At 40.8% G+C, this 19,702-nt stretch carries 19 protein-coding genes; 3 read left to right on the forward strand and 16 right to left on the reverse strand.

The annotated features are described in order from the left end of the window. Positions 1-121 precede the first annotated feature (121 nt). The 5 genes from ACKTT2_RS10000 to ACKTT2_RS10020 all read right to left on the reverse strand — a co-directional run bounded on the left by ACKTT2_RS10000 (position 122) and on the right by ACKTT2_RS10020 (position 6,041). Entirely contained in the window at positions 122-3,136 is a 3,015-nt protein-coding gene (locus ACKTT2_RS10000; protein ID WP_407886228.1) for a methyl-accepting chemotaxis protein, read from the reverse strand. Between the two features lie 22 nt (positions 3,137-3,158). Beyond that, positions 3,159-3,689 carry a chemotaxis protein CheW gene (locus ACKTT2_RS10005; RefSeq protein ID WP_407886230.1) on the reverse strand — a complete coding sequence of 177 codons (531 nt, stop codon included), beginning with the start codon at positions 3,687-3,689 and terminating at the stop codon, positions 3,159-3,161. A 13-nt stretch (positions 3,690-3,702) separates the two neighbouring features. Continuing rightward, positions 3,703-4,068: a response regulator transcription factor gene (locus ACKTT2_RS10010; protein ID WP_407886232.1), complete on the reverse strand. Its 366-nt coding sequence runs from the start codon at positions 4,066-4,068 to the stop codon at positions 3,703-3,705. A 123-nt stretch (positions 4,069-4,191) separates the two neighbouring features. After that, complete coding sequence (locus ACKTT2_RS10015; RefSeq protein WP_407886235.1) at positions 4,192-5,472, reverse strand: response regulator; 1,281 nt, start codon at positions 5,470-5,472, stop codon at positions 4,192-4,194. Between the two features lie 230 nt (positions 5,473-5,702). Beyond that, the gene (locus tag ACKTT2_RS10020; protein WP_407886237.1) at positions 5,703-6,041 is read right to left on the reverse strand and encodes a hypothetical protein; all 339 of its coding nucleotides are present in this window, start codon (positions 6,039-6,041) and stop codon (positions 5,703-5,705) included. A gap of 120 nt (positions 6,042-6,161) precedes the next feature. On the opposite strand from ACKTT2_RS10020, the gene hmpF reads away from it, so the two are divergent. Beyond that, positions 6,162-7,901, forward strand: a complete 1,740-nt coding sequence (gene hmpF, locus ACKTT2_RS10025; RefSeq protein ID WP_407886239.1) for a pilus motility taxis protein HmpF — start codon at positions 6,162-6,164, stop codon at positions 7,899-7,901. A 388-nt stretch (positions 7,902-8,289) separates the two neighbouring features. Here hmpF and ACKTT2_RS10030 read toward each other — a convergent pair whose 3' ends face one another. The 4 genes from ACKTT2_RS10030 to ACKTT2_RS10045 form a co-directional block, all read right to left on the reverse strand. Further along, a complete protein-coding gene (locus tag ACKTT2_RS10030) occupies positions 8,290-9,234 on the reverse strand; it encodes a hypothetical protein (protein WP_407886241.1) in 945 nt (314 codons plus the stop codon). Between the two features lie 17 nt (positions 9,235-9,251). Continuing rightward, positions 9,252-10,391, reverse strand: a complete 1,140-nt coding sequence (locus ACKTT2_RS10035) for a hypothetical protein (RefSeq protein ID WP_407886243.1) — start codon at positions 10,389-10,391, stop codon at positions 9,252-9,254. A 170-nt stretch (positions 10,392-10,561) separates the two neighbouring features. Further along, the gene (locus tag ACKTT2_RS10040) at positions 10,562-10,993 is read right to left on the reverse strand and encodes a hypothetical protein (protein WP_407886245.1); all 432 of its coding nucleotides are present in this window, start codon (positions 10,991-10,993) and stop codon (positions 10,562-10,564) included. A 180-nt stretch (positions 10,994-11,173) separates the two neighbouring features. After that, positions 11,174-11,404, reverse strand: coding sequence for a hypothetical protein (locus tag ACKTT2_RS10045; protein WP_407886247.1), 231 nt, complete (start codon positions 11,402-11,404; stop codon positions 11,174-11,176). A 111-nt stretch (positions 11,405-11,515) separates the two neighbouring features. On the opposite strand from ACKTT2_RS10045, the gene ACKTT2_RS10050 reads away from it, so the two are divergent. Beyond that, positions 11,516-12,859 carry a hypothetical protein gene (locus ACKTT2_RS10050; protein WP_407886249.1) on the forward strand — a complete coding sequence of 448 codons (1,344 nt, stop codon included), beginning with the start codon at positions 11,516-11,518 and terminating at the stop codon, positions 12,857-12,859. A 151-nt stretch (positions 12,860-13,010) separates the two neighbouring features. Here the strand turns inward: ACKTT2_RS10050 and ACKTT2_RS10055 are convergent, their stop codons facing one another. From ACKTT2_RS10055 to tilS, 3 genes are all read right to left on the reverse strand, one after another. Next, entirely contained in the window at positions 13,011-13,235 is a 225-nt protein-coding gene (locus tag ACKTT2_RS10055) for a hypothetical protein (protein WP_407886251.1), read from the reverse strand. A 3-nt stretch (positions 13,236-13,238) separates the two neighbouring features. Then, on the reverse strand, positions 13,239-13,502 hold the full coding sequence (locus tag ACKTT2_RS10060; RefSeq protein ID WP_407886254.1) for a hypothetical protein: 264 nt from the start codon (positions 13,500-13,502) through the stop codon (positions 13,239-13,241). 84 nt (positions 13,503-13,586) lie between these two features. Then, positions 13,587-14,597, reverse strand: coding sequence for a tRNA lysidine(34) synthetase TilS (gene tilS, locus ACKTT2_RS10065; RefSeq protein WP_407886257.1), 1,011 nt, complete (start codon positions 14,595-14,597; stop codon positions 13,587-13,589). An 844-nt stretch (positions 14,598-15,441) separates the two neighbouring features. Between tilS and ACKTT2_RS10070 the strand changes: the two genes are divergently transcribed. Next, complete coding sequence (locus tag ACKTT2_RS10070; protein WP_407886259.1) at positions 15,442-17,172, forward strand: selenium-binding protein SBP56-related protein; 1,731 nt, start codon at positions 15,442-15,444, stop codon at positions 17,170-17,172. A 34-nt stretch (positions 17,173-17,206) separates the two neighbouring features. On the opposite strand, the gene ACKTT2_RS10075 is transcribed toward ACKTT2_RS10070, so the two are convergent. The 4 genes from ACKTT2_RS10075 to ung form a co-directional block, all read right to left on the reverse strand. Further along, positions 17,207-17,947 (reverse strand): class I SAM-dependent methyltransferase, encoded by a 741-nt coding sequence (locus ACKTT2_RS10075; protein WP_407886261.1) that lies wholly within the window; start codon positions 17,945-17,947, stop codon positions 17,207-17,209. 116 nt (positions 17,948-18,063) lie between these two features. Next, the gene (locus ACKTT2_RS10080; RefSeq protein WP_407886263.1) at positions 18,064-18,642 is read right to left on the reverse strand and encodes a DUF6887 family protein; all 579 of its coding nucleotides are present in this window, start codon (positions 18,640-18,642) and stop codon (positions 18,064-18,066) included. Beyond that, positions 18,639-18,839 carry a DUF6888 family protein gene (locus tag ACKTT2_RS10085; protein ID WP_407886265.1) on the reverse strand — a complete coding sequence of 67 codons (201 nt, stop codon included), beginning with the start codon at positions 18,837-18,839 and terminating at the stop codon, positions 18,639-18,641. Before ACKTT2_RS10085 ends, ACKTT2_RS10080 begins: the two co-directional genes overlap by 4 nt. 26 nt (positions 18,840-18,865) lie before the next feature. After that, positions 18,866-19,540, reverse strand: a complete 675-nt coding sequence (ung, locus tag ACKTT2_RS10090) for a uracil-DNA glycosylase (protein ID WP_407886267.1) — start codon at positions 19,538-19,540, stop codon at positions 18,866-18,868. Between the last annotated feature and the right edge of the window lie 162 nt (positions 19,541-19,702).

Here is a 19,702-nt window from a genome sequence, read left to right on the forward strand (position 1 = left end):
ATTAGTCATTGGTTATTGGTCATTGGTCATTGGTTATTGGTCATTGGTCATTGGTTATTAGTAAATCACAAAGGACAAACGACAAATCACAAAGGACAAACGACAAATCACAAAGGACAAATTATCTAGTGTTTTCACTGGTTTCGACTCGGAAGCGTTCGACTGAAGCTATCAAGTCACGAGACACGCCTACTAAGTTTTGTAAAGCGCCGGAAACTCTTTGTGCTTCTTGAGAAGTTTCTTGCGCGGTTAGTTCCACTGATTGCATAACTTGAGCGACAGCACGGGAGGTTTCTGTCTGCTCGACTGTATCAGCAGTGATCCCACGTACTAAGCTATCAATGCGCTTTGCCACTTGAATGATGTTTTCAAGCGATCGCTTGGCTTCTTCTGCCAATTGCGTACCTTTGATAACTTGTTGCGTACCTTCTTCCATTGCAGTCATTACCGAGCCTGTTTCGCTCTGGATTTGTCGCACAATCTCTTCAATTTCTTTCAAGGATTTTGCCGATCTATCTGCAAGCTGTCGGACTTCATCCGCTACAATGGCAAAGCCTCGTCCTGCTTCTCCAGCCCGTGCTGCCTCAATACTGGCATTAAGAGCGAGCAAGTTGGTTCGGGAAGCAATCTGAGAAATTAACGCCACAATCTTAGAGATTTCTTGAGAGGATTCTGCTAACCGCTTGACTTTGCGAGTGGTTTCTGCTACAGTTTCTCGAATTTCTAGAATACCTGCCACCGTATTTTCCACCGCATCTCCACCTTTGAGAGCAATTTGGCTAGCATCGCGAGCAACAATTTCTGCTTCTCGTGCTGCTTCTGCTACCCTGTGGATGGAATCTGTCATGACTTGAACGGAATTCAAGGTAACTGCAAGTTCTTCTGCTTGTCGCAAAGCATCACTTGATAAGGCTCTAGCAAATGTTTCAGAATTGGTAGCACCTCTAGTCACTTCCCTTGCAGCAACTTTTACCTGTTGTACGATATCTCTCAGGTTTTGAATCGTGAGGTTGAAAGCATCAGCAACGGCTCCAAGTACGTCGGCTGTCACTTCAGCTTGTACTGTCAAGTCACCTCTAGCCGCACCTTCCACGTCATCAAGTAAGCGAATCACTTGGCGTTGCAAGTTCTCTTTGGCTTCTTCCTGTTCTTGCGCTTTACGTGTAGCTTCATGAGTTGTTGTAAAAATGACACGAGCCATTTCGTTAAAGCTAGCAGCTAATTGTCCTAATTCGTCTTCAGAGTATACGGTGGCTTGAACATTCAAGTTGCCTTTACTGACAGCATCAAATTGCGTTTGCAAATCTTTAGTTGTGCGACGAATTTGCTTGAAAGCCAGATTTCCCATAAAACTCGCACTTGCAAAACCCGCTATCCCTGCTGCTAGTGCCATTACCCAACCCGTGTTCCGCACTGCTTCCCTTTGGGTGCTTGGTGTAAAGTTGGCAGCAGTAAAACTAACAGCCGCAACAACCAATGCCGAGACGCAACCAACAGTTCCTGCAGTAATCCACTGTTTGGTTTGCAGAGGAGCATTTTCTAATGGTGCAAGGACACCTTGCTCTACTGAGACTTGGGCTTCTACCTTGGACACATCTCCCTGGGTAAAAACAGGCACTCCTTCTTGGGAACCTGTCATGCTAAATAATTCGGAATCGCGATCGCGTGGTATGTTGCGATCGTGGCTGCCTGTATCTAATATAGAATTGCGTGCTCTACCATTATTTTCTACTGAGGCAGAACGCATTGGCACGTCATTATCAGTAATATCAAACCCTGGAATATTTCCTAAATCGTCAAAATCATCAAAGTCATCCAGAAACTCGATATTGCTGCCTTTAGAAGCCGTATGTCCTCCTACAGGGTGACTGCTGCTTTCTTCATCTTCAGAGAATGCATCAGAACCAAAAGCGGATTCAAAAGCTTCAAAGTCAAAACTATCGTCTTCATCAAAGGTATTTGGTTGGGATGTGGTGTTTGGTTTCTGCTGTTTTTCTTCTTTCCCAAGGTTGTTGTAGGAATTGCTAAATGATGAAGATGAATCGATTTGAGGCAAAGGAATAGATTTAGAAGTGCTTGTAGAAACTCTGTCTTGGGAAGTAGGCTCGGATTTGGAACCCACGACGCGATCGCTTTCACTTGAGAAAGGTGGTGTACGATTTTCTAATGTATTATTTTGTGAATGAGAAAACTTTTCCTGACTGTTGTAATTACTTGCTGAATCGGTAACTAAATCTATATCATCTGTCAGTAAAGTTTCGTCATCAGTAATATTTATTCTCATGTTTATATCTTTATTGTCTTCTTCAGACTGACTGCTACTGAAGAAATCTCGTTCTCCCAATCCTCCTAGGGATGGCATTTCTAATTGTACAAATGGAGAATCGCTTGAATCTTGTTGTTTTTTCGATGATGGTTCAATAGAAATTGTACTAAATGGCTGTGGATTGTTATCTTGTTCCTCTGAAAAATTCAAGTCTGAAAGTTCGTCCTGTAAGAAAGGAGGTAGGTCTAATTCTTCCTCTTGACTGTTAGAATTTTTCTGCTTAAAAGAATCCGATTTAGCAGCAAAAGGATTACTGTCTGCGCTATCTTGAAAACTAGAAGACGAACTATACTTAGCATTGTCATCTAAGGGGATGTCGAAGGGGCTGCTAACGGGTAGCTCTTCCATTTCATCTGGAATTTCTATGCGATCGACATCAAAAGATTTCAAATCGAAGCTATTGCTATCAAAATCTTGGATTTCTTCTAATTCTTCTAATTCTTCTTCAACAATTTGCGGTTTTGACTGAGATGAAAAACTGCTAGGCTTGTTTGTATCTTTTTCTGATAAATCGGGTTTTTCGTCAAAAGCTTGTTGATATTGTTCAATAGCCTCCAATCCACTATGAGCGTAACTCGTAATGTTTGGATCGTTTGTTAATTCCAATACATACTCATATTCTTTTTTAGCAACATCATACTGTTGCAAAACATAATAGATGTGACCCCGTAATAAACGAATATTAGGGTCATCTGGTAAATGTTGTACCACCTGGTCGATTAGAGTGGCGGCTTGTTCGTAGTTAGTATCTATGTAAGCTAGATAAGCCTGTTGATATAACTGCTCGTAATCTTCTATATCGGTTGCCATATTGTTTCCTACCTCCCAAAGTTCATCCTGCCCACCGGGCGCTTCGCAAAATTGCCGTCTGATCGAGCAGTCTCAGACACTGATTTTTTGTAGCATCTAACATCCACTCGCCTCTCAAGAAAGGAGTCATAGTGTCTGGGACACCAGATGGTGCCATTAAATGCTGAACATCAAGCCAGTCCATTCCACCAATTTCTTCTACTGCCAAGCCGACAATAGTGTCTTGCTCTTCAATAGCAATTACCGGAATTTCAGCTCGATCTGTATTCAATGCCGTTACTTCTCCTAGGAATTGACCCAAATCTGCCACCCAAATGACTCGACCCCGTAAATTTAGAGTACCCAAAAGCAATGGAGAAGCATTAGGAATTGGAGTAATTCTGTCAGGGCTAAGTTCAATAACTTCTCGAATTCCTGTCGCTAGTAGTGCAAACTCCTGATGCGAGGGAATGTAAAATCTTAAATACAGTTCTCCTTCAGGGCTTTCAACTTGTAATTCAGGGCGGAAGTGATCTTGTCCGCTTCCTCCTAAAAAGTCCGGTTTGCTAACCATTTTCCCTTCATCCTTATCCTCGCAAAAGTTGTTTGACTGTTCCCACCAACTCAGTTGGCTGAAAAGGCTTGGCTATATAAGCGTCAGCCCCTTGCTTCATCCCCCAGTAGCGGTCAAATTCTTCTCCTTTAGAAGAACACATAACAACTGGAACGTTTTGGGTTTTTGGATCGGACTTCAAGCGACGACAAACTTCGTAGCCGTTCATCCGAGGCATAACAATATCTAATACCACCAGATCGGGGCAAGTACTTTGAATCGCTTCTAGTGCTTCAACTCCATCACTAGCGTGGGTGACTTTTAAGCCACTTGCTTTCAGGAGATCTGTGATCATCTCCCTTTGTGCAACGCTGTCTTCCACAATCAGAACTGTACTCATAAAACGCCTATATACCTCCTGAATTAGACGTTCCTCTTCGGAACATACCCCGCTTAAGTGTAAGCATTTACTGTATAAAATAATTCTATTCGTGAATCGAATTAGCTAGATAATAAGGTTTTATTAAGGGCTTGCTGATTCTGTAATATTATTTTTTACTCCATATTGAATCGGATCAACAAGAGTTGTACCTCGATCGCTATCTCCAATAACACTGTAGTTCATATATCTTTCTACAAGCTTTAATAACTCAGTATTCCCAAAAGGCGTCGTTAAACAATCGGTCGCCCCCATTATTTTGGCTTTCATAGCTGAGTGATGCTCTCGGGCATCGACAAGCAGAACGATTGGTAAAAATTGAAAGGTCTTGGAGTTTCTGAGCATTTTACAAATCTCGTACCCGTCCAATGGCAACATGGTACTATTACAGATAACTAGATTGGGTTTTAGCTGAAAGACTTGACTGAGGGCAGCGACAGGATCGCTTAGCGCGATCGCTTCATAGCCCTGTTGCCTTAAAGTAGACTCTATACCTTCGGCGATTTCCCTTTCCCCGTCAATACAGACGACACGCGACTTACAGTTCACCTCCAATTCCTGCTTTGAATTTTGTGCTTCAACAATGTCATTATTAGTTACAGAACTTACAAATTTCACCCACCCCTGTTGTACGTAAGGGTACATTGCCTTGGCAACAGTTAAAATACTGCGGTTAAGATAACGGGATAGTTGACGTAAAGATGTTTTGCCGTCTGCCCATAGTTGTAACTTTTTTAATGTATTGCGGGGTAGAGAAGATTGCAACTGAATCATGTCAGCGAGGACTGGAAATCGGTCAGGAGACTGAATAAAAGGATATAATTGCTTCCACTCTTGTAACTGCACGGTTATTTTAGCCACCAGCGGTGTAATTTCCCAAGCACTTAACAGAGGTGTTAGCGTTGAATATGATTTGAAGATAAAATGACCGTCGTGTAAGCTGAGGAGGTCAAAAAGAGTTTCGGAAATTAAGTTTTGAATAATAGTGCGAGCTTGTAAGGGATTGATAATATTTTGTTGTAAGAGTACCCAAATGTAGTCGTACTCTGGTATTTTAGAGGATTCTAGAGGAGCAATTTGTCTGTCCTCAAGATGTACGTTGATGCGGTAATGTCGCAGGTAATCGCTTAAAGCTGACAGATGACCGTCATTGCTTGCATAAGTTATTTGACCGTTAAGGAAAAAAAGAAACCAAGACTGAGGACAGCTAGTACTAGACGCATTGGAACCTAGAGCATGACCCGCATGAAATTTTTTGCCATTGTCAGATCTGTCAATTTCAACAAACAATACTCCTGTTCGTTGACCCATCTCTATCAATTGCAAAATACTTCGAGTATCAATTTCTTTTAAATTTCCCTGCATTGAGCCTATGGGAACTCCTTATTTTTGGTGTTTGTGACGCACAGCATATTATGGCGGTTCTTGTTGAGATAATATATAACTTTTAATAGGGAGGATAATAGGTAATTTAACGCTATCTAAAAGGTTCTGAGATTCATCAGTAGCCTTTAGTCAAAAGTAGGCAAAGTCCAAGAGACTAAAGACAAATGACGAGCGCTTGGGTTCTTTAACATAGCTTATCTTAAGTTCTTTTAATATACTTTGACAATGCTAGTAATTACACGGTAGCCATTGTCACTACTGACAGTACAAAATAAGAGCGATCGGGACAGGATCTCGATGGCGATCGCAATTATCAAGACTATTAACAAGACGTAAATTTTACGGATTCGCGAAAATATAGTCTGTCTTAATTTTCCTATATTTGGGATAGGATTTCCAAATAAAAAATCTCCCAAAATTTCTTGTGGTGCGGAGAGCAGCGCCGTGCGGGGGTTCCCCCCGTTTAGGCGACTGCGGGGCGTCCTCGCCTGCACCAATACAGAACGGGCGAGGACGCCCGTTCCACAAGGTTCCACAAGGTTCCACAAGGTTCCACAATATGGATGGAGAATTTATTTCTTGGAAATCTCATAAATAAGACAGACAAAAATCATTATGTAAGATATAACTCAAAACTCGGACATTAAGTACACCAGAGGAATAATAGTGTGCTATATTTAGCAGAAGTACAAAAACAAAAAGGCGGTTTACTCAGTGGCGGTGGCAAAACCGAACTGAAATTATTGGCATGCCAGCGAAACGACCAAAGTTGGACGACGGTTTCAGAAGAAACCATCGCAGGTGAAGAAGCAAGCAAATTAAATGATGGAGTCTTAATCCTAGTCGAACTTACACCCAATCGCCAAGTCCAGAGAGTTCAAGAAGCAGGGCGTCCGTTAATCAATATCTTGCAGAACTTTTCCCGACAAGTAGAGAAATTCAAAGTCAAGGAAGAAGAAATCGATCAGTGGAAGCAATCGCTGACATTTCAAGCGCAAGAATTCAATCGCCGCGAAATGGAGTTAGAAGCGCGTTTAGAAGAACTGCAACATATAGAGGAAGATGTTCAACGCTGTGAAACGCAACTCAAGGAAGTAGAAGCGGCGCGAGAGGAAGTAGAAAGATTGCGAACAGAGACGGAACGTAACCGTCAAGAATTAGAGGGGGCTTGGGAACACTTACGAGGCGAACAACGCCGTTTGGAGGAATTTAAAGCAGAATGTCAGCAAGGGGCTGTATTGGATGAAGAACAAAGCAAAACTTTGAATGAATTGCTGAATTACCTCTCCACAAACGTTACATCTACAGAAACAGTACGCGAAAACCTCAATTTTGCTTTTGAAATTGTAGAAAAGCAGCAAGTCGTGCTAAACCCACACTGGGAACAACTCGAACAGCAAAAAGCTGTTGTCGAGCAACAACAAGGAGAAGCCAGTCGCCTTTCACAAACTTTATCAGAGAAAAAAACCGAGTGGCAACAAGCGCAACAGTCTTTAAACGAGCAAACAGCAGAGTTAAAAGTTAAGACAGTCACTCTTGCTAACAAGCAGGAGTATGCTAATTCTTTAAAAGAGCAGTTGCAGTATCAGGAACAGTTATACAAACAAATTAACTTTCTGGCTTCCCTATCCAATGATGTCATTTCTACCCCCAAAGTTGACATAACAGCTTTAGAGAAAATGTCTGTAGAACAACTGCAAGACACTGTGCGGGATTTACAGCAGAAGTTAAATATAGACTCTAATTTTGTTAACGAACAAGAACAAGAATTAATAGAAAGACAAAAAATTATAGAAGAACTGCAAAATAAGATAAACCAAGTATCGGGAGGAGAACGTTCCAAGTTAGAGTCCGAACTTGTAGATGAGAAAGACTCTTATCAAATGTTGAACCAAACTTTGGTAGGACAGCGGCGTAGTTTGCAGGAACGGATAGAGATTTGCAGGCAACATCAACTCATGCTGTGCAAAAAACAAGGAAAAACACCCAGTCCCGAACTAGAGGATAAAAGCACAAATTTCAAACAAATTCTTGCATTTATTGACAAGCAACGTCAGCAACAGGGACAAGAACTGCAAAGCCTTGAAAGTGAAATTGAACAGATGCGTACCAATATAGAGCAAGTGCAAAGCGTTGTTGAGCAACAAACTCAACAGATCCAAACAAAGCACCAAGAGATCCAGACTCTAGAGGAGAACTTGCTATCCGCGCAAACTGCAATGGCAGAATCTGAAACTCAATTGAGGTTGTATGAAGACACTTTACAACCCATTCAAGACTCTGTTGATGGGTTGCGGCACAAGTTAGAAGGTATAGCCGAATCTGTGGCTATAGTACAAGAAACAGGAGATTATCAAAGTCAAGCTATTAACCAGATGCGTCAAACCCTTGAAAGTATTTTATCATAAAGGATTTAGTAGCTCATATCATTAATTTGGATAGGTTAAGAAAGACTTTGAAATTTCTGTTGATATAATTCTTTCTGCAATTGCAGAACAATTAGGCTTTGACATTGAGGCAATTCTAGTTTTACCGATAGGTAAGGGTAACAGCAGTCAGCAAATGGGATCTCATGGTCGCAAACCTTTGCGTAAATGTGGATACGTTTGGAGAAAACATTAGTGTCATACTATACATAGTCTGACCAAGTTGCTTCGCTTTGTGCATGGTTAATTGCACTGTAAAAGATTTCGTTGAGCAAAACAATTACCTAGATGCATTAAACACTAGAAGGCATAAAATATGAAGGATAAAAGATGAAATAATTATGCTTAATAATTCGTTAATTTTTATTGACTACGGATTATATTCAAATTCGCCACTCGAACGTACTCCAATCCAATCACCTACTGGAGTTTGTCCAAATTCATAAGTGTAGCTAATGTCCCAAAAACTAAGGCTGTAGAGAGTGCGATCGCGCAGGCATTGATTCATAAATTGAGTAATTTCTCGACTGCTAGAAGCATCCAAAAATTCAATACTAGGCTTCCGTACAACCAGCATTTCAGCCGCTTGCAACGCAAGTTCAATCGCACTGCTTTGAGTTGGAGTTACTGCGCCGACAATGCGGTGGTCGTAACTGTAGTTATATCCACCGTAATAATAGCCATAGATTTCGATGGGTCTAAGTTGGTCAAGTAGAGAACATAGCTGGTTGGTAAGTGGACAATCGGCAATTAGTTCGCCATTTACCTGCAATGTATCAACCAAAATCGCTAGAGTAGTTGCTTGGTTGGGTTTACAGGGACGAAAACCTACTTGGTCTGGAACAGTGGGTACAAGACATAACCAATGCCCATTTTCCATTTCTCCAACTACGATCGAGACAAAGAAAGCTGGATGGTGCCACTCAAATTTGGACTGGAGAGCTTGGGAAACAGACAATTTGTACGCTTGTTGATGTTGCAAATGAGTGCTGAGCAACTCTTGAATATGATAATAAATTTCCTGACGTTGAATTGCGATCGCTTCATTCCAGTCATCATTATCGCGTTCGGAGCGCGGCGGAGCATACTCGTAGTCATTAAGCGCCTGGTTGGTTGGCGTTCCCCAATGTTCGATGTTTTGCCAGCGTTCAAAGGCAAGTTCTACATCAGTTTGGCGGACGAAGCCCTGAGAGATAAGTAGGCTCCAAAGCGAAAATTCACCTTGCGTTGCCGTTTCCCAAAAAAGAGGTTGGCAACCACCATATTGGCTAAGAACTTCAAGAGTGCCTAAAAGTTGTTCGGTTTCTGGTTTCATAGAAGGTATAGAAGTAATTACATAGAGCAATTTGTAATAGCAACGGCACGAACAATTTGATTGCTGTCTCGAACTAACTGCTGCCGAATTGACAGAGGAGTTGCAGGATTATCAGCAACGGCATAGCGTTCTATCCAGAAGAGAGACTGTGCAGCCTGTTGCAACACCTCTGGGGAGGTGAGTGGGTGCAAAAGCGTCACGAACCGGACAAAAGCATTGTCAGACTGGGCAGACTCTGTGAGAATTTCAGTTAGGTCATCAGTTTTGGAATCATACAAACGAGGCAATCCACGCAAGGTAGGACTAACTTGGTGCGTTGTGGATGGAATTGTCGGAGTTTGCAGGCTGTCACGGATGGAGATGGGGGTATTGGGATTTTGTGCTACCGCACGGCGGACTTCTATTTTCTCATCCAGAGCAAGACTTTCAAGGATGACATCTGTTGTCGAAGAATTAACAGCGATCGCACATCGCACAACCATTTCCGTATCCTTAGCAAGCCGATTCAGAACTTCAATTGGTGTATTTGGATTGGCAGCTACTTTTTGCCTCACCTCCAATTCTTCGTCAGATGCCAGAAATTCTAAAATCGGGTTTGGGGTGTTATGAGAAGCAGCGATCGCACTACGAACTGAAATATCCCTGTCTTCTACAAGACGTTGCCAGAGTTCGGGCGTTAAATTGGGATGACGAATGAGCGCCAACCTCACATTCACACAGGGATCTTGGGTGAGAATGTTTAATAGACGAGGGGTAAGGCTGGGATTGCAGGCAAGCGCTTGCAGGACATCATCAGATGTTCTAGGAGGCAGAATTGAGTTTGGATTGGGTGGTGGGCTAACAAATTCTCGGCGTGCCAAAATCTCCAGAGCTTCCACAGGCGTTTGTGGTTTACTCGCTATTGCTTGCAGTAGGTCATATTTATCTCCCGGAAAAGCAGTTTTGAGCATATCCACGGTACGATGGGGAGCGTTGCGCGTGGTTTGACTGCTTTGGACGATTTGCGCTAATACGGAAGCTGGGGTATTGGAATGGCGAACTACGCTCAGTTGAATCGTCAAATCTGGATTTAGGGCAAGTTGTTCTAGAATATGGGGTGGCGTATTTGGGTTGTCAGCAACCGCTCTAACCGTCGGTACATAATCATCATTTGCCAATTGTTCCAAAGCACTAACAGGTGTATTGGGATGTTGTGCAACACGGTAGCGAACTGATTTATCGCGGTGGTTTGCGCGTAAGATAGTTTAGTTCGTCATTTATCCGATCTTCTATTGTTTTTGAAACCTCAAACGGCTTGTTGTTTGTCAGTAAATCAGCCCGAATAGCATCAGTATCCCACTGACTCAAAGCTGTCAGAATAGCCTCTGGCGTGTGTGGCTGCTGAAGAATAAGAATTGCTCAGTCCCTGAATTAACGCCTTGGCTGGAACCCACTCACTCAAAAAGGCTGGAGGAACTGGAGCAATCTTCAAAAGTTCTACCGCTAGCCTATCGTTTTGACCCAGTTGTGCTGTTTGAAACACTATATCTATAGCTGTCTGCCAATTCCCAGTTAATTCTCCCGACCAGTTAACGTGCAATCTTGCTGCTTCTGCAACCTCTGGAAGGTTACTGCGAACCAAGACTGCTAGCAAATCGCGTGGAGTTTCAGGATTATTTGCGATTTTTAACTGAATTGCTATAGACTGAGCCAACACAAAATCAGGGTTTTCCAAAAATAATTGCAACTCAGACGCATCGTTTGGATTAAATGACTGCATTAGATATTCCCTTAATATGAGATAGTCGGCTGGCGACCAATCAATCTCCAACTCACAAATTTATTTATCTTTTAATATAGTACAAAAATACTATTAACAGTTATAATTCTAGTGGAAAATACAACTCTCCTATTAGGGTTCCCAACTTTACAGAAATTTTGTTAGGTGGCAAATATATTCTTAAATTCTTGACCATTGCAAGTCAGACAAATGAGATCGCAAAGCGTAAGCTGTACCCAGCTTATTGCCTTTGGCGCAAGCCATACCCGGCTTATCGCTCTTTTTGCTTTTGCCAAGACAATCATCTAGAACTTGAGTATCGCTGAAAATGGCAACTAGTTCATTGATTGTATATGAAGGTTTTTGACTGCACTTAATTGAAGAAAAGGTTAACTTTGCTCTTGGAAGCAAAGAACTATAATGATTTGGCGCAGAGTATGCGTTGGAAAAAATATAGTTAGAAGTGATACACCAAGAAGAATTTTGGGAATATTAAGTTTTAGTGTACTTTGACAAAGAAATATGGTTAATCCTTTCACACAAAAACCAGAACCATATCCGTTTAAGGGAGGAGATGCATCTTCTTATGAGGTCTTTGTGGGCAAAGCAGGTACTTGGTGTACTCGTCATTGTGAGAGTGGAGAAACAATTCAATCTGTTCAACCAGCTAATTTTAATATGTTTAATATTGCTAATCTTGGAATAAGTATACTCAATCTTGGTATAGGAATCTATAATGGTGCTCAACTTTATAAGATTAAAAAGAAATTAGACCGAAACTACGAACAACTAACGGTAACTTCGGAAAATCTAGATCGAAATAACGAACAAGTTCAAGTTTTATCGGATAAGTTAGAACATAACAATCAACAAATTCAGCTATGTTTTCACAGTATTCAAAATGCTTTGAATGCTCAACATCGAACTTTGGAGCTATTGTTATGCACTCAGTATAACCTAGCTCAACAAATGAATATTCTTCGTGAAGAAATGCGTACAGGATTTCAAAGTATCATCGAAGAAGTTAAAGATGTAGAAGCTCGCAGGCGTCGAGAGGAGTTTGAAACGCGAACCTTCAAATTACTTAAAACATATGAAAGATTTAGTTATATACTGCCTGAATTGTTAGAAGCAGACCAGTTAATTGAAAGATCTGAAGACTTAGAAGCTTGGCTGCGAACTCAGTTAAATCGTATTGATAGTGGAAAACCAGAAAGATTACCACTCCTAGTCGCTCTTTCTTTTAGTGTGAGAGCAAAAGCTGATGCCTTTGAAGCTAAGGGAGATAATTATATCAGTTTTGCAGCCAAAGATATTACTCAACTAATCAATCAAATTCGGGAAGAGGCTTGTGCATTTTGTGATGGGCGTAGTTTATACACTCTAGGTGTAGAAATGCCAGAAATCCTTTATCAATATGTTCTATTAAACCGCAGCCTCAGCAAGGTTGATAAATTCCGAAAACAAGTAGATTCTGAAGTTGTTTTTTTAGAAAAAGAAGTGATTTGGAATGATGGAATGCATGAACTAAGAGAATTATTTTTACCTAATATTGAGGTAACTGAATTCTTAAGTGGTAACCAAGATATTAAACTAAATACTTTAGCAGATTATGATTGGTACATACGTTTTGCAAATCAAGATAGAGCCACTTTTAATGTTCATTCTTGTCCTTCAATAAAACTTTCTAGGATTCTAGATAAAATAGGGCATCCGGAACCTGGGACAGGAGGAATCAGAAAGACTGAATTAAATGCTCTTATGAAGTTTTCTTTACCTGAAAAACTTCATAAGATTTCACATCTTATACAATCTGAATTTGAACTAGATACTGTCCCAAAACTTCTTGGTTCTGATGTCTTATGATAAAAATATAACAATCTGGTTTAATTGCTGAAAGTTTTTTAAGTAAATGCTGCAAACACTGGTAAACATAGTCATCAAGATTGGCTTTACATTTAAAACCTACTTCGTTAGTTTTTTTAATCATGGTAACTCTATACACATATCGTCTTTGTTAAGAAAAAGCGAATATCAAGCAGTTCGCCTCTTGGGTAATTTGTCCAGCGATCGCAGCTCGATGAAACGCATTACAAGTCTCATAAAAGACCAACGTAGGTGCAACAAGTATACATCCTTCTGTTTGCAATTGATGCCATTTTTGTTGATAGGATGAATTTGGATTAATATCAGACAAAAAACGCACAATAAAACTGGCATCAACACAAATCATCTTTGTCATCAATTAACTTTCTCCTCTAAAACAAGCCTTGAGTAATTCATCTTGCTCCATATTTCGTTCCTCTCTAGTAATGTGAATATACTCTTCTAGAGTAGGAGAAAAAGGTTTACCCTTCCGTCGTTCAGAAATTTTATTTTTTATTTGCTCGAGTTGTTGTTCCTTTTGCCAAAGTTGTTGATGTTGCAACTTCTCATTTAGTAAGGACTGTTCTTCCGGAGTGAGAGCTTGAATGATTTTTACTAAAGATTCAACTAATTGAGTATTCATAACACTTCCTATTGTATGTACATATTTCTATATTACAGGTTTAACACTACACTAAAGCCAAAATCAATCATTTTTTGCGAGCTATCACTTGAGTAAAATCCAATCATCTTGAACTCGAGCGATCGCACCACCAGGAAATGGATCTGTTTGCGAACGGTTGGGTGCTGCAATCAAGGCTGTGAGTTTTTCAATTTGTTCAAAAGTTGGAGCAATAGGAAGGACTTCTAATAAAACTTGACGCATCACCCGCCTCTGCAATGCAAGTGGAGCTTTTTGCAAGACACGACGATTTAATTTGAGAGGGAACGAAGAAGCAGAAATTGTTTCTTTTTCCCCCTCTGTTTCAAACATTGCCTCTTTTCGCAAATGACAAGCAGCTTGTTCTAAATAATCGACTTCTGCTTGCAAGATTTCAGCAGTTTGAGCTAAAGCTGATTCAACTTGAGGATTAAAATTTTCTTGTAAATAGGGTAACAATTCTTGGCGAATACGATTGCGAGCATACTTCAATTCAAAGTTAGTAGAATCCTCCCAAATAGAAAGCTGAAAATCTCGACAAAATTGTCCTGTTTGGGTGCGAGTTACCTCTAGAAGCGGACGTACAAGCAAAATCTTCTCGAAAAGCAAGCGTTGCCAAGTTAATGCTTGCAACCCATCTGCACCAGTCCCACGAATTAAATTATAAAGGAGAGTTTCAGCGCGATCGCTAGCTGTATGACCTGTCACGATACAATCGAATTTATGTTCGCAAGCAATATCGCTCAAAACTTGATACCGCCAATCACGAGCAGCAGCTTCACTATTTGGAGGCGAATCGGCGGTTTGTAGATAAAATGGAATTCCCCAAGTTAAGGCTTGGTTTTCGACATGAATTGCATTGGCTTGAGAATCAGTACGCCAACGATGATCGCAATGAGCGAGCGCTAAATGCCATCCCCATTTTGGTTGTAAATCCAACAATAGCTTTATCAAACACAGAGAATCTTGCCCGCCCGATACAGCTACTAACAGTCGATGATTGCGAGCGAATAGACGGCGCGATCGGATAGTACGGTGTATTTTTGCATGAAGTGGAGTCCAAGTATCAGAAGGCATTTAACAATTCAAAATTTAGTCTCGAGCAAACTCTCTTAACTTAGATCTTGCACCACAATCTCCCAATCGAAAAGCTTAGCCTAAAAAGCTTGTCAAAGTAAACATCGATATGAAGATTTTATCATCTGTAAGTTATACCCAATTATTTACTTATGTGAGCCTTCTATAGTCAACAAACATCTCTCCAAACTATGAATAATTCACTCAATATTTGATCCCAATCAGATATTCATTAAAAAAAATAATTACAGTTCCAGAAGGAAAAGGCAAATTCTTTGGTGTGATGAAATTATTTTTAATTGGGAATTTTAAGAATAAGAAAATTTTTAGAAATAAGAAAACTTTCACTCTAAAATTTAATGATGCTTTAAAAGACTTCTATAGGTGCTCTACAAGACTTAGACTTTTTAAAATTACTTTGACTAGTTATGTAAAGTTTGGTATCAACATTCAACTGTTCTACTGTGTTACATATACATTATTTAAAGCAATACTCATTTACCCACATTTCTTAGAAGCTTTACGCTCGCTATTACCAAAACCTTTATTTTGCATAGAGTTTGACTGTTTTAGATGTAGTACCAATTATGAAAGTGCGTTTACGGGGTATTTTATTTGCTTTGATTCCTATTGATATAAAGAAGATTTAAGTAGTAATTGTTCTTCTGGATTCACTAAAGAAAAAACGTGTTGAAGAGGACAAAAGAATATATCTTCTTCCTTAAATAGTTCTGGATTTTCGGCTGGCGCGATCGCATAAGCGCAATGACCTTAAGGGTAATCGCAAAGGCTATCCATTCCGGTTACCTGAATTAAATTTACCTAAAAAGTTTTCTAGAAACGTATGCAATTTAAACGAACTTTCCTCGTATTCGTCTTGGTATTCTTATTGGGACTGCTTGGTACATTAGTTACGGTATCGAGTGTTCGCGCTTTTAAAATCAATACAAGACCTACTGAGATTTCAAGCAAATACTTGTTAGTCTGGTCGAGTGACAAAGGTACGGACGATGGAAAACAAGACCCCGACTTCTTGGCAGTCATCAACGCAGATCCAAAATCGCCTACCTACGGCAAAGTGGTCAATACAGCAGTTCCTCCCTGTATTCCAGGAGCTAATTTAGTCGATGAACTCGGTCTAGCACCTGGAACGCCGTCATGTAAACTCAATGAAGCCCACCACATAACGCATAAACTTTGGAGAGATCCAGTTACGAAACATCAATACCTGTTTGTTGGCGGACTAATTAGTGCAAACATTTTCAAATTTGATGTCACCGACCCCTTGAACATTCCTCCGGCAACAATGGTTGTCACTTCTCGCGACGTTAAAAAATTTGCGGGAACAGACGATCTGATGCAGCTTCCCAACGGCAACCTCATTGCTACGTACATGGGCGCTAAAGATCTCACCACTCCTGGTGGACTCGTGGAATTTTCCCCAAATGGAGGAGTTGTAGCAGAGTATGATGCTGCTGAGTCGTTAGGACCAACGCGGTATGTTCCTAGCATCAAAGGTGTAACAGATACTGGTTTATTAGCGCACCCCCATGGACTCGACATTCGTCCAGATTTGAATGTGCTGGTGACATCAGACTATGCCGATCCTATTAGCTTAGCGAGTGTTAATACTGCTATTCCAGCAAATAACGTACAAGATTTGGGAACCACAGTACGGGTATGGGAATTATCGAACTTGGCCGCAGGACCGCAAAAGATTATTCAAGTTCCTGATGGACCTCGTAAAGAAGAAAATCGCATTCACGAGGAACCAGAGGGTCTGATGTCCTTTGAACTATTACATCAGCCACAACATCGGGGGGCTTTTACGGCAAGTATGTGCGGTGGGGTCTTGTACTATTCCCCAGATATTACAGATGCTAACCCCACGTTTACGGAAGTCTATGATGCAGGTCCTTGCACGGGGGTATCTATATTTAGAATTACCAATGATGATAATTTTTTGTTGATGCCGATAGCAGGGATTGAATCTCCTGGAGACCCCGAATATAACCGCGATTATTCCACAGAGCATTCTCGACGGGTAGTTGTTTTAGATTTACGCCCACTGATTAACAATAGATCTGACTCGATCCAATGTGGTCCGCCCTCTGTTAACAACGATCCAGGAACGGGATTTACCACTGAATTTGTGGGACGCAATAACGGCGCACCAGATTGTCCTATCGAAGTTGCTCAGATTAATGTAGACTCACCACTCAATTTTGAGACGCACGGTGGTCCGCACACGCTTCAACTGGATAAAAAAGGAACCGTATTTGCCTTTAGTAACTATTTTGTAGATCTCAACAATTTTGGTCTTCCCGGAAGTGGATCGAGCGGTGATTTAAAAGTCTACCTCGCTAACTTTCAGTTAAAAACTGGAGATGCTTCGCTAGATTCAAATTTCAAAGACGAATTAACGGGTGAAGTTGGTGTTAATTTTAATCGACCCGATACCTATTCATGGTCCGGTGCTCGTGGTAAAGGTGGGGCTGCTAAACCCCACGCTATGATTTTTGTCGAACCTTCCGATCTTCTTGCATTGTCACGCGATCGCGCCTTTCTACACTAAGTTTTAGAGCGCTCGCTACCTTCAAGAGCATCCCCTATTTTAGACACTCAATACCAACTATAGGCACACAGTTAAGGAAATCCTGCCAAAACTCTTGACCAAACTCTTCCACTCCCTGAGGAGAGACTATTGGTTTTTGCCAGCGAACTTCTTTGAAGCCGACACTCTGAAATGCCCATTCGTAAGTGGCGGTGCTGAGGTAATAGTTATTAAATCTGAATTTTTGGTCACTACCAGGGACTGTCCATATATATTGTATGGGCGTGCCTTCGATGAGTGGTGAGTCTATGCTTTTGATAAATCCATACTTTTCAGTAGTCAGATAGGACTGGGGGGGTTGGGAGTCATTATTATTGATGGTGACGAAACGACCGCCCGGTCTTAGGTTGACAAATATGCTCTGACACATTTTGAGTAGTTGTTCTCTTGTTTGGGCATAATTAAGTAAAAAAGAAGCCACCACTAGATCGAAGCTGCCAATTTTATCGAGTTCAAGTACATCACCAAGGATATATTCTATGTCTTGTGGTTCTCTAGCTTCTTCCTGTCTTGCCAATTCAATCATTTTTTCGGAGATTTCGACCCCTATCACCCGTGCTGCACCTTGGAGTTTGAATTGTCTGGTGTAAAATCCTTCTCCACAAGCCAGATCGAGAAGTGATTTTCCGACCAGATTACCGAGCAGATGAAAGTATGTATACGCCTCAATATGTAGACGAAACGGCAGCTGTTTGGATTTTTTATACTGCTGAGCTATGGAGTCATAGTATGTCATTTTTTTACCCATCTACTACCCGTTATCAGAGAGAAATCGTATCAACAGCAATCAACGTCATTATAATCCCTCCGCTCTGGACGGTCATTGTTTGTTGAGTTAACAACAATTATTTTCTAAATATTTGTAACGTATTCAGACAACTTACCAAGATCGTCAAATCTAATACCGCGCTCGTAAACCTGTGAAAAAAGATGATAACCAATAGAGTCATGTTCTCTTAGCCATATCAAGCTTTTCTTTGGTCCTAAATACCATCGTCCGCGTAACTCGAAGTATATTTGTAATAAATCAATAGCAAGCCAATAGCGCCGATATAAAGACTCAATATCTGAACTCTTCGCTCGCTCCAGCATTTTGCCAATCCACTGCTTTGTGTGCTGTTTTTCAGAAGAAGAAAGTGGCTTTGGACCTTGCTCAATACGCTGCTGTAACTGTTTCAAAAAAGCTTCTCCATGCCCTTCACAATCGTAGAGACAGTAGCCATCTGCAACCCGTAATAACTCATCACTAGAGGCTGACATTGCATCGGAACCATACACCCATGCATCAAGATAAAGTCCTTCAAACTCACGCGCATCCTGAATTGGTGTAGCACCTTCTACAAAGCAAACAACATCAATATCACTTGAAGGAGTACAATCCCCATCATCACGATGCTCGAGAATGTATTGTCGTAACTCCTGCTGTGTCATTGCTTGATAATCTGGTTTGATCGCAGTATTGTCACCTCTCCTTGAGGACTAATCAGAATTTCTAGCTCTTCGCCAGCCAAAATATAAAGGTTTGAAGTCCTTTCATCTATTGTGACTAAGTTAATAGACAAATACAATGAAGTCAGGTTCTGACTCATCTTATATAACTCCATTGCTTGTACCACTGTTGGTTTCATTATGAGCTTTGGGTTTTAATTCGCATCTAGAGCTCGGGAATTTGCCAATTAACTTTAGGCTTACCAAAAGAGCGTAATGCTGAATTTATAGCTGAGAAGGCTTTACTACCAAAAAATCCGTTACGCGCAGATAGAGGCGAAGGATGTGCAGATTGTACAACAATATGGCGATTGGTATCTATTAACTTCAGTTTCTTTTGTGCGTAACCACCCCAGAGTACAAAAACTACGGGGTCTGTCTTTTGATTCACCTTGGTAATAACAGCATCTGTAAAAGTTTCCCAACCTTTATTTTTGTGAGAATTTGGAGTGTGTGCGCGTACAGTTAATACTGCATTTAACATCAAAATCCCTTGCTTAGCCCATGTGACAAGATAGCCATTATTTGGAATATTAAAACCAACATCATCTTTGAGTTCCTTATAAATATTAACTAACGATGGTGGAGGTTTAATCCCCGGTCTTACAGAAAAGCACAATCCGTGTGCTTGATTGTCATCGTGATAGGGGTCTTGTCCGAGCAAAAGGACATTCACCTTTTCGTATGGTGTGAGTTCAAAAGCTGAAAAGACATCTTCTTCAGGAGGATAAATAGAGTAAGATTGTCTTTCCTCTTTAAGAAAGTCTTGAAGTTTTTGAAAGTAAGGTTTATCAAATTCCTCAGCAAGTACAGTTTGCCAAGAAGTAGGAAGTTGTGTCATTTGTTAGTTGTTAGTTGTTAGTTGTTAGTGGTCACTGATTACTGGTCACTGATTACTGATTACTGGTCACTGGTCACTGGTCACGGATTACTGGTCACTGGTCACTGATTACTGGTCACTGTAAACTATGCATATAGGCATTAAATCGAGCGTTTTGAAGGG

The sequence above is a fragment of the Scytonema hankhaensis NUACC26 genome, assembly GCF_045865695.1.
Taxonomy (GTDB): domain Bacteria; phylum Cyanobacteriota; class Cyanobacteriia; order Cyanobacteriales; family Nostocaceae; genus Scytonema.

Excerpts from the sequence above, each read along its gene's own strand:
- ACKTT2_RS10050 (WP_407886249.1), top strand. The coding sequence starts at position 11,516 with ATGGTTAATCCTTTCACACAAAAACCAGAACCATATCCGTTTAAGGGA.
- ACKTT2_RS10000 (WP_407886228.1), bottom strand. The coding sequence starts at position 3,136 with ATGGCAACCGATATAGAAGATTACGAGCAGTTATATCAACAGGCTTAT.
- ACKTT2_RS10005 (WP_407886230.1), bottom strand. The coding sequence starts at position 3,689 with ATGGTTAGCAAACCGGACTTTTTAGGAGGAAGCGGACAAGATCACTTC.
- ACKTT2_RS10085 (WP_407886265.1), bottom strand. The coding sequence starts at position 18,839 with ATGAAACCAACAGTGGTACAAGCAATGGAGTTATATAAGATGAGTCAG.
- ACKTT2_RS10080 (WP_407886263.1), bottom strand. The coding sequence starts at position 18,642 with ATGACACAGCAGGAGTTACGACAATACATTCTCGAGCATCGTGATGAT.
- ACKTT2_RS10060 (WP_407886254.1), bottom strand. The coding sequence starts at position 13,502 with ATGAATACTCAATTAGTTGAATCTTTAGTAAAAATCATTCAAGCTCTC.
- ACKTT2_RS10015 (WP_407886235.1), bottom strand. The coding sequence starts at position 5,472 with ATGCAGGGAAATTTAAAAGAAATTGATACTCGAAGTATTTTGCAATTG.
- ung (WP_407886267.1), bottom strand. The coding sequence starts at position 19,540 with ATGACACAACTTCCTACTTCTTGGCAAACTGTACTTGCTGAGGAATTT.
- ACKTT2_RS10070 (WP_407886259.1), top strand. The coding sequence starts at position 15,442 with ATGCAATTTAAACGAACTTTCCTCGTATTCGTCTTGGTATTCTTATTG.
- ACKTT2_RS10040 (WP_407886245.1), bottom strand. The coding sequence starts at position 10,993 with ATGCAGTCATTTAATCCAAACGATGCGTCTGAGTTGCAATTATTTTTG.
- ACKTT2_RS10075 (WP_407886261.1), bottom strand. The coding sequence starts at position 17,947 with ATGACATACTATGACTCCATAGCTCAGCAGTATAAAAAATCCAAACAG.
- ACKTT2_RS10010 (WP_407886232.1), bottom strand. The coding sequence starts at position 4,068 with ATGAGTACAGTTCTGATTGTGGAAGACAGCGTTGCACAAAGGGAGATG.
- tilS (WP_407886257.1), bottom strand. The coding sequence starts at position 14,597 with ATGCCTTCTGATACTTGGACTCCACTTCATGCAAAAATACACCGTACT.
- ACKTT2_RS10055 (WP_407886251.1), bottom strand. The coding sequence starts at position 13,235 with ATGACAAAGATGATTTGTGTTGATGCCAGTTTTATTGTGCGTTTTTTG.
- ACKTT2_RS10030 (WP_407886241.1), bottom strand. The coding sequence starts at position 9,234 with ATGAAACCAGAAACCGAACAACTTTTAGGCACTCTTGAAGTTCTTAGC.